The organism is Streptomyces sp. NRRL B-3229 (genome assembly GCF_000719505.1).
GTDB classification, from domain to species: Bacteria; Actinomycetota; Actinomycetes; order Streptomycetales; family Streptomycetaceae; genus Streptomyces; species Streptomyces griseorubiginosus.
This window is the reverse complement of record NZ_JOGP01000007.1, coordinates 310,877-323,555: the sequence shown is the minus strand read 5'-3', so window position 1 is coordinate 323,555 and position 12,679 is coordinate 310,877. Positions and strand designations below refer to the sequence as shown.

General features: G+C 73.6%; 11 protein-coding genes. 4 read left to right on the top strand and 7 right to left on the bottom strand.

Features of this window, described 5'->3' with window-relative positions:
* Positions 1-2: 2 nt before the first annotated feature.
* The 3 genes from IF54_RS0113355 to IF54_RS0113345 form a co-directional block, all read right to left on the bottom strand.
* Entirely contained in the window at positions 3-386 is a 384-nt protein-coding gene (locus IF54_RS0113355; protein WP_030317943.1) for a hypothetical protein, read from the bottom strand.
* A 106-nt stretch (positions 387-492) separates the two neighbouring features.
* Positions 493-1,599: a GNAT family N-acetyltransferase gene (locus IF54_RS0113350; RefSeq protein WP_030317941.1), complete on the bottom strand. Its 1,107-nt coding sequence runs from the start codon at positions 1,597-1,599 to the stop codon at positions 493-495.
* 35 nt (positions 1,600-1,634) lie between these two features.
* Positions 1,635-2,276: a hypothetical protein gene (locus IF54_RS0113345; RefSeq protein ID WP_030317939.1), complete on the bottom strand. Its 642-nt coding sequence runs from the start codon at positions 2,274-2,276 to the stop codon at positions 1,635-1,637.
* Between the two features lie 42 nt (positions 2,277-2,318).
* Here IF54_RS0113345 and IF54_RS0113340 point away from each other — a divergent pair, with 42 nt between their 5' ends.
* On the top strand, positions 2,319-2,993 hold the full coding sequence (locus IF54_RS0113340) for a maleylpyruvate isomerase family mycothiol-dependent enzyme (protein ID WP_030317938.1): 675 nt from the start codon (positions 2,319-2,321) through the stop codon (positions 2,991-2,993).
* 181 nt (positions 2,994-3,174) lie between these two features.
* Positions 3,175-3,867 carry a copper homeostasis protein CutC gene (locus IF54_RS0113335; protein ID WP_030317937.1) on the top strand — a complete coding sequence of 231 codons (693 nt, stop codon included), beginning with the start codon at positions 3,175-3,177 and terminating at the stop codon, positions 3,865-3,867.
* A 14-nt stretch (positions 3,868-3,881) separates the two neighbouring features.
* Here IF54_RS0113335 and IF54_RS43350 read toward each other — a convergent pair whose 3' ends face one another.
* A complete protein-coding gene (locus tag IF54_RS43350) occupies positions 3,882-4,769 on the bottom strand; it encodes an LppU/SCO3897 family protein (RefSeq protein ID WP_234438975.1) in 888 nt (295 codons plus the stop codon).
* 42 nt (positions 4,770-4,811) lie between these two features.
* On the bottom strand, positions 4,812-6,863 hold the full coding sequence (locus IF54_RS0113325; RefSeq protein ID WP_030317934.1) for a HelD family protein: 2,052 nt from the start codon (positions 6,861-6,863) through the stop codon (positions 4,812-4,814).
* Positions 6,864-7,152: 289 nt separating this feature from the next.
* Between IF54_RS0113325 and IF54_RS0113320 the strand changes: the two genes are divergently transcribed.
* Positions 7,153-7,332, top strand: coding sequence for a hypothetical protein (locus IF54_RS0113320; RefSeq protein ID WP_030317931.1), 180 nt, complete (start codon positions 7,153-7,155; stop codon positions 7,330-7,332).
* Between the two features lie 65 nt (positions 7,333-7,397).
* Here IF54_RS0113320 and IF54_RS0113315 read toward each other — a convergent pair whose 3' ends face one another.
* Entirely contained in the window at positions 7,398-9,041 is a 1,644-nt protein-coding gene (locus IF54_RS0113315) for a DNA repair helicase XPB (protein ID WP_030317929.1), read from the bottom strand.
* Between the two features lie 196 nt (positions 9,042-9,237).
* Here IF54_RS0113315 and IF54_RS0113310 point away from each other — a divergent pair, with 196 nt between their 5' ends.
* On the top strand, positions 9,238-9,738 hold the full coding sequence (locus tag IF54_RS0113310) for a hypothetical protein (RefSeq protein WP_234438974.1): 501 nt from the start codon (positions 9,238-9,240) through the stop codon (positions 9,736-9,738).
* Positions 9,739-9,914: 176 nt separating this feature from the next.
* On the opposite strand, the gene IF54_RS0113305 is transcribed toward IF54_RS0113310, so the two are convergent.
* A complete protein-coding gene (locus IF54_RS0113305; RefSeq protein ID WP_030317925.1) occupies positions 9,915-12,578 on the bottom strand; it encodes a helicase C-terminal domain-containing protein in 2,664 nt (887 codons plus the stop codon).
* Positions 12,579-12,679 lie beyond the last annotated feature (101 nt).

Sequence of the window (12,679 nt, the reverse complement as noted above, 5' to 3'; positions counted from 1 at the left end):
GGTCAGGCGGGCCGCTTAAACGTCAGTGTCAGGCTCCGGGCGCCCTGCACCTGACCGGAGCCAACGAACTGAACACCTCCGCTCGCGGTGACGTGGAAGGACACCTGGGCCTCCGCGAGCGGTAGGACGCCACCGCGATCGGCGACGTCCTGGAAAACCTGCTGGAGGGCGTCGACGGCCTCGGTGAGGTGCTTACGGAGGGGGCCGAGCGGCACCGCGCGTAGCACGGTGTCGCCGTCCCGGCTGAACAGGCCCATGCTGTCGCCGTCTTGTGCGGCGAGCGCCATGTCCTCCTCGGTCGCCGTCACCCAAAAGGGCAAAGTCCGCCCGTCCAACGACCCGCTCTGGCCATCTTCTCCGACCCGGTCCAAGGCTTGCTCGCTCATGACGCTTTCGTCCCCCTCGGCCGTGCCGTGTCCGTCGTCAGCTCTGCTGGAGAGACAACTCTAGTTCCACCAGGGGCGATTGCGGCCGAGGTTGTGGTGGACGAAGTCAGGCGGTCGGGCCGGATAGGACGTACAGTCGGAGGCCCGGCTCCTTCTCGGCGTATGCCTGCTCCTCCTCGACGCTCGCCCGCAGGAAGCCCGCGCGGGCGATGACGCGTTGCGAGGGGGCGTTGTCGGGTTCGATGGTGGCGCAGAGGCTGCGGACGTCGTCGCGGGCCAGGGCCCAGTCGCTCAGGGCGCGCAGGGCCTCCGTGGCGTAGCCCCGGCCGCGGGCGGAGGGGGCCAGGTCGTAGCCGACCTCGGCGCGGCCGTCCTCGTCGGGCGCGCCGTGGAAGCCCATGCCGCCGATCGCGCGGCCGTCCTCGCGCCGTACGAGGACGAAGAGGCCGAACTCCGGGCGGTGGACGCCCGCCTCGTACGCCTTGAGGGTCATGCCGGCGGCCTCGCGGGTGCCCTCGAAGGGGCCGTCCTCGACCCAGTCGAAGCCGCCGTCGCCGCCCGCGGCCAGGTCGGTGGCGGAGGCCGGGGTGACGCCCTGGAGGGTGAGGCGTTCGGCCGGCAGCACGAGGTTGTTGCTCCAGCGCCACTCGGTGCGCCGTGTGCGGCCCGGAAGGTCGCCGCGGCCGGTGGCCCACAGGAGGGTGGGCCAGGGGTCGGGGCCCGGCTGGACCTCGGGGAAGATCCGGGTGAGGACGTACTCGGCGAGGTGGGCGGGCGGCTCGTAGGCGAGGTCCAGACCCCGCGCGACGTCGTACGTGTGCAGCAGGACCTCGGCCATGCCCATCGCGGCGAAGCCCTCGCGGTTCGCGCTGCGGAAGGGGTACGGGTGGAAGGCGCGGGCCTCGCGGGGCGCGGTGCGGACCGCCGCGGCGAGCAGCGCGCCGCCGGTCTCCATGACGTGCAGCAGGCCCGTGTTGTCGGTGCCCTCGTCGAGCGTGATCTCGAAGGGGACGTAGGCGTTCTGAGCGCCTCCGGCCAGATTCGCCGCGTACCCGATCAGGCACTCGCAGACGTGAAAGGCCGTCTCGTGGACGGTCCAGTCCATCCCCGTCGGCTTCACGGCCGTCCAGTCCCGGTCCGCCACCGTCCGCAGCACCGCCACCGCGCCGGCGACGGCCTCCGTCACCCTGTGTCCGCCCACGTCCCCGCCCATGTCTGTCATGCGTGCAGGCTATGACCCCCGACGCCTCACAGCGACAGCATTTCCAGCTCCGAGGTGAGGTTGTAGCGGGCCGTCGCCTCCCATTCCCGCGCTCCGTACGGCGTCCTGAACAGCCGGGGCAGGTCGAGCAGTTGACGCAGGATCGAGGACCGGCCCTCGCGGAAGGCGTCGGTGGGCACGAAGCCGTACTCCTCGCGGACGGCTGCCGTGTAGGCGGCGTACCCGGCGGGCGGGGCGGCGAGGATCGCGAGGTCGGCGTCGCACAGGACCTGGCCGTTGCGGTCGTCGTCGGCGGGGGCGTGGGTGGTGGTGAGGCGGACCAGGCGGGCCACCTCGGCCGTCGCGGCGTCCGGGACGCCGGCTTCGGGGAGGGCGCGTTCGGCGAGGCGGGCGGAGCGGTCCTCGTTCTCCGAGCGGTCCGGGAGGTAGACGGCGTCGTGGAACCAAGCGGCGAGACGGACCAGGTCCGGGTCGTCCGCGTGGGATTCCAGCACGTCGATGTGGTCGAGGACCGCGGTGAGGTGCGCGAGCGTGTGGTACCGGCGCTGCGGTTCCTGCCAGCGAGCGAGAAGGTTGTCGGCGTACGGCAGCGGGTCGGGGCCCTCGGTGCCCCTCGCTGCGTCCAGGGCGGCGGTGAAACGGGCGCGGAGGTCGTCGAGATCGGCCATGGCCTCATTGTCCCCCCGGGCCACCCCTGGCAGGTTGGCCCCATGACTGCTGACGACGTACGCGACCCCGCGCTGCCCGGCCGCCTCCTGACCGCCGAACGCGACGCCCTGATCCCCCTCCTGCGCTCCCGCCCGGACGCCGACTTCGCCCTGCCGACGCGGGGGTGTCCCGGGTGGAGCGTGCGGGACGTGCTCGCGCACTGTTCGTCGGCGCTGATCCGGGTGGTGGAGGGCCGGTTCGAGAAGGGGGTGTTCTCGCCCGAGTCCAACGACCGGGACATCGCCGAACGCGCCGACTGGACGAACCAGCAGGTCGTGGACGAGCTGGAGCGGGGTATGACGGAGGCCGGGCCGTTCATAGCCGGGGCGGGCGGGGTGCTGGACGTCATCGCATTGGGGGAGTGGGTGCACGCGGGTGACGTGCGCGAGGTGTTCGGGGAGCCCGGCGCGTACGGGGGCGTGGGGCTGCCGGACGCGCTGGCCCTGCTCGCCCGCACGACCCGGGAACGCGGCCACCTCCCCCTCCACGCCGACCTCGACGACCTGGACGAACCGCTCCGGCTCGGCGACGTCGCCGGCGACCGGACCCCGGCGCGGTACATCGGGGACGCGGCGACCCTCGTACGGCTGTACGCGGGGCGTCCGGTGGAGGGGCGGGCGTACGAGCTCGCGGGCGCGGAGGCGAAGGAGTTGAACATCTTCGCCGGGATCGCCTGAGGCGCAGGGGGGAGATCGCCCGGGACCCACGGGCGAGATCGGCTGAGACGCACGGGAGAGATCGACTGACACGCACGGGCTGGATCGTCCGAGACGCGCCGGTGAGCGGGACCCTGTCGCGGCGTATTCTTGAATTGGACTAGACCTGTAGCCGCCCAAGACCGTCGACGAATGGGGTCCCATGAGCAAGCGTGCAGTCCTGGAGGTGATCGCCCTCGACGTCGAGGACGCGCTCGCCGCCCGGGCCGGAGGCGCGGACCGGCTGGAACTCGTGACCGACATGGCGGCGGACGGGCTGACGCCGAAGGTCGCGACGGTCGCCGGGATCCGGGAGGCGGTGGACCTCCCGGTACGGGTGATGCTGCGGCTGTCGGACGGCTTCGGCGCCGGGGACGTCCCGCGGGTGGTGCGGTCGGCACGGGAGCTGCGGGACGCCGGGGCCGAGGAGTTCGTGCTGGGGTTCCTGGACGCGCAGGGCGAGGTGGACCTGGGGGCCGTGGAGTGGGTCGTCGAGGCGCTGGACGGCTGCCGCTGGACCTTCCACCGGGCGATCGACCACGCCGCCGACCGGGACGCGCTGCGCAAACAGCTCGCCGACCTCCCGGGCCTTGACACCTACCTCACCGCCGGCTCGGCGGGCGGCGTGGACGCCGGGCTCGGCGTGCTGCTCGCGGAGGCGGCGCGGGCCGGGGAACCGGGGTACGAGCAGCAGCTGCTGGTCGGCGGCGGACTGCGGCTGGACCATGTGCCGCGGCTCCGGGCCGCCGGGATCGACGCCTTCCACATCGGCGGGGCGGCGAGGCCGCACGGATGGGAGGCGCCGGTGTCGGCGGAGGCGGTCCGGGAGTGGCGGCGGGCGGTGGACGGGCGCTAGCCCTCCAGAGACCGTCAGTCCTTCAGAGGGCGCAGGCACAGCGAGGTTCCGCCGTCCTCGCTGTACTCCAGGTAGGCGACGTAGTCCCCGGCCGGGCAGGAGCCGTCCGTCGGGGTGGTGACCCGGAGTTCCGCGTCGGACGAGTCGCAGGGCTCCGGTGCGAGGTCCTGTTCCGGCCAGGTCGCGTCGTTGCGGGCGCACGAGCCGGGGGTGAGCGTCGGGTGGCCGCCGCCGACGCTCGCCCCGGTCAGCAGCCCGACGGCCAGAAGCACCGTGAACGCGAACACCGCCAGGCCCAGCAGACCCATCGGGATCAGCGCCAGGATGCCCGCCGGGCGCCTGAACACCGGTCTGCCGGGGTCGAGCGGCGGCCGGAACCCCGGTGCGACCGGTTCCGGGATGCGGCGGATGCCGGACAGCGCACCGAGGTTGGCCAGCAGCGTGAACGGCGTGATCAGCACGGACAGCGGGCCCCACCAGCCCAGCACCATGGTGTCCGCCTGCATGTCCCGGAAGCTCGCCAGCGCGCAGGTCCGGCAGAACACCCCCTCGCGCTTCAGGAACCGCATGATCACCAGCATCCCCTGGTGCCCGCGGACGGTGACGGGCGCGGCGGGCCCGGCCCCGCAGATCTGACAGCCGACCGGCCCCTGCCCACCCACGGGCCCGGGGCCGCCGTACGGCTGCTGATAGGGCGCGGGGGCGGGTGCCTGCTGGTACGGCTGCGGGTACGGCCCGGAGCCCGGCGGTTGCTGGTACGGCCCGTAGCCCGGCACCTGCTGGTACGGGCCTGGTGTCAGCGCCTGCGGATATGTCCCCGGAGCCGGTGTCTGCTGATACGGCCCGGGCCCGGGTCCCGATGTCGACGGGTACGCGGGATGCGGGGACTGCGGCGTGCTCAACGGGGGCCCTTCCAGGGGGACATGGCGGAACGGACCAGCACCCTACCCGGCGAGCTGCTCCGGCAGGGGGGCCGCGTGCGTCACGATCAGGCCCGACACCGCTCGGGTCAGTGCCACGTACAGCCGTCGCAGGCCGGTCCGTTCGTCCGGTTCGCCGTCGACCACCGCCTGCGGCTCGTCCAGGACGACGTAGTCGTACTCGAGGCCCTTGGCGAGCGAGGCCGGGACCAGGGTCAGGCGGGTCTCGGCCGTGGTCTCCTCACCGGGGGCGAGGTAGGGGATGCCGGCCGCTGTCAGCGCGTCCGCCAGCTCCGGGACGCGGGCGTCGGCGGCGATCAGGCCCGTGGAGCCCTCGTTGCGCAGCAACTCCTCGCACGCGGCGACCACTTCACCCGAGCCGGAGGTCCCGCGCAGGTCGAAGAAGCCCGGGTTCTCTCGGACCGACGCGACCGGAGTGAGACCCGGCGCGATGTGCGGGAGCAGCCGGGAGGCGTATGTGATGACGTCCGTCGGCACCCGGAAACCCGCCGTCAGCTCCTCGATCACGCCGTCCGACTTGCCGAGGTGGGCCAGCGCCTCGTCCCAACTCCGCGTCGCCCAGGGCGTGGTGCCCTGCGCGAGGTCGCCGAGAACGGTCGCCGAACCGGTCGAGCAGCGGCGGCCGACCGCCCGGTACTGCATGGGGGAGAGGTCCTGCGCCTCGTCGAGGACCACATGCCCGAGCGAGTGCGTGCGCTCCACGATGTCCGTCGTCTCGTCGATCAACACCGCGTCCGCGGCGGACCACTTGGCCGACTTCACCGAGCGGACCGGCTTCGCCCACAGGATCGTCTTCTGCTCGTCCTCGTCGAGGATCCCCTCCGCGTGCGCGGCGAGGAAGTCCGCGTCCGTGAGCAGCCGCAGCACCAGCTTCGCCGGATCCACCGGCGGCCAGATCGCCTTCACCGCCGCCTTCACCGCGGAGTTGCGGGCCACCGCGTCCTGCACCCGGTCGTCCGGTGCCTCCCCCGACCGCTCCATCTGCACCAGCACGGCGTGCGCGATGCGCTGCGGGAGGGCCTCGCGGGCGGCGCCGTAGCGGATGCCCCGGTCCAGCAACTCCCGCACGATCTCCTCGATCTCGTACGCCGGGACCCGCCACCTGCGTGAGCCGCGCACCACCATCACCGGCTCGTTGGGCATCGTCACGTGCGCGTACACGGCCCGCCGGAGCACCTCCGCCATCCGCGCGTCACCCTTGAGGACCGCGGCGGGCGCCTCGTCGGTGCCGCGCACCTCCACGCCCTTCGCCACGAGGTCGTCCACGGTCGCCTGCTGGACGCTCAGCTCGCCCAGCGCGGGCAGCACCTGCTCGATGTAGTGCAGGAAGGAGCGGTTCGGTCCGATGACGAGGGTGCCGGTGCGGGCAAGGCGCTCGCGGTGGGCGTAGAGGAGGTAGGCCACCCGGTGCAGGCCGACGGCGGTCTTCCCGGTGCCGGGACCGCCCTGCACGCAGACCGTGCCGCCCAGACCGGACCGTACGATCTCGTCCTGCTCGGGCTGGATGGTCGCCACGATGTCGCGCATCGGGCCCACGCGCGGGCGCTCGATCTCCTGCTGGAGCAGCTTGCTGGTCCGGGCCGTCTCGGCCGGGTCGGAGAGGTGCTCGTCCTCGTACGCGGTGATGTCGCCGCGGGTGTAGCCGAAGCGGCGGCGCAGCCCGACGTCCATCGGGTCCTTCTTGGACGCCCGGTAGAACGGCTGGGACACCGGTGCCCGCCAGTCGATGACCATCGGGTCGCCGTCGTGGTCATGGACGTGCCGGCGCCCGATGTAGAAGCGCTCCCCCTCCGCGCCCTCGGCCTGCTCGGCACCGGGCGCGTGCAGGTAGTCGAGGCGGCCGAAGAACAGCGGGGTGTCGCTGAGGTCGGCCAGCGCCTTGATCCGCTCGTCGATCTGGCGGGCCAGGACCTCGGCGTTGACCCAGTTCGCGGTGACGTCCTTGATGTCGAGCGACTCGACGTCCTCGCGCATGGCCCGCAGCGCGGCGCGGGATTCGGCGAGGTGGGAGCGTTCGCGGAAGAGGGGGTCGTCGGTGGGCAGGGGTGTGGACAAGGGGGTGCCTCCGAAGGGACCTGCGGGACGGGCGCGGGGGATGCCGACCGGTTTCCGTCCGGACGGCGGCACTCCGTGAGGGAGGCGGGCAAGAGCGGAGATCCTAGAGCAGGCCGAAGGCCGGCCGCCAACCATTTTCCGTCGCCCTTTCCCGGTGGTTCCCCGTCCCCTAGGGGGCGCCCCCTGCCACCTGCCAGGGGGTGTTCCACCCCGGGTTGTACTCAGTGGCACCGGAAGGGGCTACCTGAGACCGATGCCCCCTTTATGCCTGATCGGCCACCATGGAGACATGAGTGCAGCGACCTTCACCCCAGCCCCCGGTCGCCCGTCCGGAGCGACCCCCGTATCGAGTGGCCACACCCACCGTCTCGGCGACGCCCTGCGCGCCGTGCGCGTCTTCGCCGGCGCCGCCTTCGACGTCGTCATACTCGGCGAGTACGGCCAGGAAGCCGGCGTCCGCCGCAAGTAGCCGCCGGGCAGCTGTCAGCAGGTAGCCAGGCAGCCGCCGGTCAGCTCTCCGCAGTCAGCCGCCGGTCAGCTCTCCGCGAGCAGCTCGTCCGCGTCCACGATCCGGTAGGCGTACCCCTGCTCGGCCAGGAACCGCTGGCGGTGCGCGGCGAAGTCCTGGTCGATGGTGTCCCGGGCGACCACCGAGTAGAAGTGCGCCTGGTGCCCGTCCGCCTTGGGACGCAGCACCCGGCCCAGCCGCTGCGCCTCCTCCTGCCGTGATCCGAACGTGCCCGAGACCTGGATGGCGACCGTCGCCTCCGGCAGGTCGATGGAGAAGTTCGCCACCTTCGACACCACCAGCACGCTGATCTCGCCCTCCCGGAAGGCGTCGAAGAGCTTCTCGCGCTGGGCGTTGGAGGTCTCGCCCTTGATGACGGGGGCGCCCAGATGCTCACCGAGCTCGTCGAGCTGGTCGATGTACTGGCCGATCACCAGGATCTGCTGGCCCGCGAAGCGCTTGACGAGCGCCTCCGTGACCTTCCGCTTGGTCGCGGTGGTGGCGCAGAAGCGGTACTTCTCCTCCTGCTCGGCGGTCGCGTAGGCGAGCCGCTCGGAGTCCGTGAGGTTCACCCGGACCTCGACACAGTCGGCGGGCGCGATGTAGCCCTGCGCCTCGATCTCCTTCCACGGTGCGTCGAACCGCTTGGGCCCGATGAGCGAGAAGACGTCCGACTCCCGGCCGTCCTCCCGCACCAGGGTCGCGGTCAGACCGAGGCGCCGCCGGGCCTGGAGATCGGCGGTGAACTTGAAGACGGGCGCGGGCAGCAGGTGCACCTCGTCGTAGACGATCAGCCCCCAGTCCCGGGAGTCGAACAGCTCGAGGTGCGGGTAGACACCCTTCCGTCTCGTCGTCAGCACCTGGTAGGTGGCGATCGTGACGGGCCGGATCTCCTTCCTCGTCCCGCTGTACTCGCCGATCTCCTCCTCCGTCAGCGAGGTCCGCTTGACCAGCTCGTGCTTCCACTGCCGGGCCGAGACGGTGTTGGTGACGAGGATCAGCGTGGTCGACTTGGCCTGGGCCATGGACCCGGCGCCGACGAGGGTCTTGCCCGCACCGCACGGCAGGACGACCACGCCGCTGCCGCCGTGCCAGAAGTTCTCCACGGCCTGCTTCTGGTAGGGCCGCAGGGCCCACCCGTCCTCGGCCAGCTCGATGGGGTGCGCCTCGCCGTCGACGTACCCGGCGAGGTCCTCGGCGGGCCAGCCCAGCTTCAGCAGCGTCTGCTTGATCTGCCCGCGCTCCGAGGGGTGCACGACCACGGTGTCCGGGTCGAGCCGCGCCCCGACCAGCGGGATGATCCGCTTCGAGCGCAGGATCTCCTCCAGCACCGGACGGTCGGTGGTGGTGAGCACCAGCCCGTGCGCGGGGTGCTTGCTCAGCGTGAGCCGCCCGTACCGGTCCATCGTCTCGGCCACGTCGACGAGCAGGGCGTGCGGCACCGGATAGCGGCTGTACTGCACCAGCGCGTCCACCACCTGCTCGGCGTCGTGCCCGGCGGCGCGCGCGTTCCACAGGCCCAGCGGGGTCACCCGGTAGGTGTGGATGTGCTCGGGCGCCCGCTCCAGCTCCGCGAACGGCGCGATGGCCCGACGGCACGCGTCGGCCTGCTCGTGGTCGACCTCGAGCAGCAGGGTCTTGTCGGACTGGACGATGAGAGGACCGTTCACGTACAGGCATCCTTCCGCACGGGCCAAACGTCCAGTGTGCCTCAACCGGGGACGATCAAGACAGGCCGAGGAGGACCGCCGGGCCCCCTCCGGTGCAACCTCGGCCCCCTTTCCGTTGTCTTGACTGGCGGGAGCGGCCTGGGGAGGACGTATGGGGATGTCTGCGGGCAGATGGGCGGCCGGTGGGGGAGCGGTCATGGTGCTGGTAGCGACGGGGGCGTGGGCGCGGTGGCCGGGGGCCACGGGCGTCGACGCGGACCTGTGGAGCCGGGTGCGGCCCGCGGTCGAGGCGCGATTGCTGGAGCAGGTGCGGGGAAGCGGGGCCGGGGGCGAGGGCACCGGTGCGCGGTGGTTCTGCCGGGCGGAGGCGGTTGATCTCGACGAGCGGGGCGATCAGGTGCGGGCCGGGGTCAGCACGCTCTGCCTGGAGTACGGGGTGCGTGCGGGGAGCCTGGTGGAGTGCTCCGGGGCCGAGGTGCCGCAGGTGATGCGGCTGCGGCGGGAGGCGGACGGCGACTACGTGGTGGTGTCCGCGGAGACGGCGCCCGACGGGGCGGGCCACGCGGAGTGGGTGACGGCCCGCTTCGGCCACGTCACCGCCGCGGCACTCGACGCGACCGTGTCGTCCACCGCACTGGAGTCCGCCGCCCGCAGTCACTTCGGCCTGCCGGCCGATGCGCCGGTCGGCCCGTGCTGACGCGCTGGGGCGTTGCGTTGTTCGGGCCGGCCTGATGCCGCTGAGCTGACAGGACGCGGTCCCCGGGAGCCCGCTCGGCACCGCCCGGCTGACAGGCGCACCGCCCGGCTGACAGGCGCACCGCCCGGCTGACAGGACGCTGCTTCCCGTTGCCGGCCCGGCCCGCCGGACGAGACCTAATCCCCCGCCAGTTCCGCCACCCCCGTGATCCGGTGCAGGGGGTAGGTGCGGACCTCGTCCGCGGTGTGGTCGTAGGCCGTCACGAAGCCGCCCTCCACGCGGACGGGGGCGATGACGCGTTGGCTGGCGGCGCCCTCGGCGTTGACGTAGCCGATCCACAGGGCCTCGCCGGTGAGGACGGCGGCCTGCATGGTGGCGAGGGTCTCGGCGGCGCCGGTGCGGGGGAGTTCGCCGGTGGACAGCGGCGGCCGGTCGCCCTGCTTGCGGGGCGTGGTGGAGGCGAGGTCGCCCGCACGGACGGCCCGGATCGCGGCTGCGAGGAGCGTCGCGTCGGGCACCGGGGGACCGTCCGGGACCGGCTCGGGCGCGCTGCGGGGCGGGGTGCGGTGGGCGTGGGCGCGGGTGATCAGGACGTCGCCCTCGGCGGACTCCGCGGCCGGGGCGAAGCCCATCGCGCGCAGCCCCTCCAGGAGCGAGGCCGGGTCGGCCTGGGCGGCCAGGACGGTCGGGGCGAGGCGGCGCAGCCGCAGGCCGGCGGCGCGCTTGTCGGCGAGGATCTCGTTCAGCAGGGCATCGTCGTCGCAGCGTACGTAGGACGAGGCGGCACCCACCCGGAGGTGGCCGTGCCGCCGGGCCACGTCGTCGATGAGGTACGTCAGGGGCTGCGGGACCGGGGTCCGGGAGTGCGCGGCGAGGAATGCGTGCAGGTCGGAGGCGGACTGCCCGGCGTCCAGGGCGCGGCGGACCGACCCCGGCGTGAAGCGGTACACCGTCGCCCCGCCCTTCGACTCCACGTCCGCCAGGACGTCCAGCACCTCGGCCAGCGGCCGGCGCAGCGGACCAGGGGCCACCGCCGTCAGGTCGGCCTGGAGCAGGACGTGGTCGAGCGGCTCGGGCAGCAGCGGCGCGAGAAGCCGGGCGGCCGCGGCGGAGGCGGTGGCCTGTTCGGCGGGGGAGAGGGGCTCGGCCGCCGGGGCGGGCCGGTGGTGCACGGGCAGCTTGTCCCCGGGGCCCTGCGACACGGCGTCCGGCGTCTTCGGCGCGGTGGTGCCGGGCGGCACCCGCCTGTGCCGCTCGTTCCCGGGGCCCTGCGACCCGGCGTCCGGCGTCTTCGGCGCGGTGGTGCCCGGCAGCGCCTGCCCGTGCCGCTCGTCCCCAGGACTGCGCGACCCGGCGTCCCGCGTCCTCGGCGCGGTCGCGCCCAGCAGGGCACGCCCGTGGCCCGACAGGGCCCCACGCCCCGTCACCCCCAGCAGCTCGGCCTCCTTGAGCGTCCACTCGGCGAGCCGCGAGCGCAGGTCCTCCTCGCGGCGCTGCGGCCGCTCCCAGCGCAGCCGGGCGAGCACCGACTCCGCCGACGGCGACGCGCCCTCCGGCAGCCCCGCCAGCAGCGTCAGCACCCGGTGCCGTACCTCCGGCGCGGCGCCGCGGTCCAGACCCGGGCCCAGCGCCGACAGGGTGCGGTCCTTCGCGTCCCGTCCGCCCACCAGCCCCGAGGTCCGGGTGGCAGTCAGCCAGGCCTCCGCCAGCCGGGCCCAGCGCCGGGCCGGGGGCTGTTCCAGCCACTCGTCGTGGGCCGGGGTCGCGGCATAGCGCTCGTCGGCCTCGCCGTCGGAGGCCAGCAGGCCCGCCGCGTAGGCCAGTTCGACCCAGAAGGCCGCGACCGGCTCCGAGACGTCCAGCGCGACCGCCGTGCGCTTGAGGTCGCGCACGCTCAGACCGCCCGCCCGCAGCACCGCGGGCCCGCCCTCGTCCCAGTCCTTCAGCAGTTCCTCGACGGTCGCGAGCGCGGTGTACGCCTGCCCGGCCGCCGTCGCGTCCACAACCTGTGGACGGTGGGTCGCCGCGGGCTCCACCGCCGGCGGCAGCGGCTCCACCTCGCGGTGCGCCCGGCCGCCCCGCAGATGCAGGGCCACCTCCCGCGGCAGGACGACCGTGCCAGGTGCCGTGGGCACCAGCAGCCCGAGGTCCAGCAGACGGCGCAGATGGGCCGCGGGCTCGGAGGTGACCTGCCCGTACGGCGGCCCCCAGACCAGCCGGGACAGCACCGCCCGCGACTCCTCCGGCAGGTCGGCGAGCAGCGCCGACATCCGCTTCCGGTCCGTGAACAGGGCCGTCAGCGACGCCACCGCCGACACCGCGTCGTGGGTCGAGCCGAGTCCGGCCGCCGTCACGATCTCCTGGACGCGGCCCGGGGACATCCCGGCCGTGGCCTCCTGCACGGTCGGCCCGAGCCCGGTCGGCGACGGATGCTGCGGCGAGGGCGCGAGCAGCTCACGGGCCGTGCGGACCAGACGGAGCCGGTCGTCGTCCCCCCACACCAGGGCCTGTTCCCGCAGGGTGCCCAACGAGCGGGGCAGCGCCGCCGAGACGGCCGGGTCGCCCGCGTCCCCGGTCAGCAGCCGCTCCAGCTCGGCATAGGGCGCCGGGTCCGCCGCGACCGCCAGCGCTTCCGCCGTCCGCAGCGCGAACAGGTCCAGCCGCTCCAGCGCCCGCACCACCGACGCGCGTGTCCCGGCCCGGGTCGCGAGCTGGGTGAGGTCGGTCGGCACGGGGGTGATGAGGTCGGGGCGGGCACGCAGAAGCGCGGCCAGGGAGTCGTCGTCCCTGGCCCGGAGCGCTTCCGCGAGGGAGCGCGGCGGTACGGCCGGGTTGCTCATCCGACCAACGGTAGCGGGTGGCCGGGCCGGGCAGCAGCGCCCACCGGGCCGGGCATGGGCCGCCACCGGGGCGGACCGGATATCACTGACCTGCGGTCCCC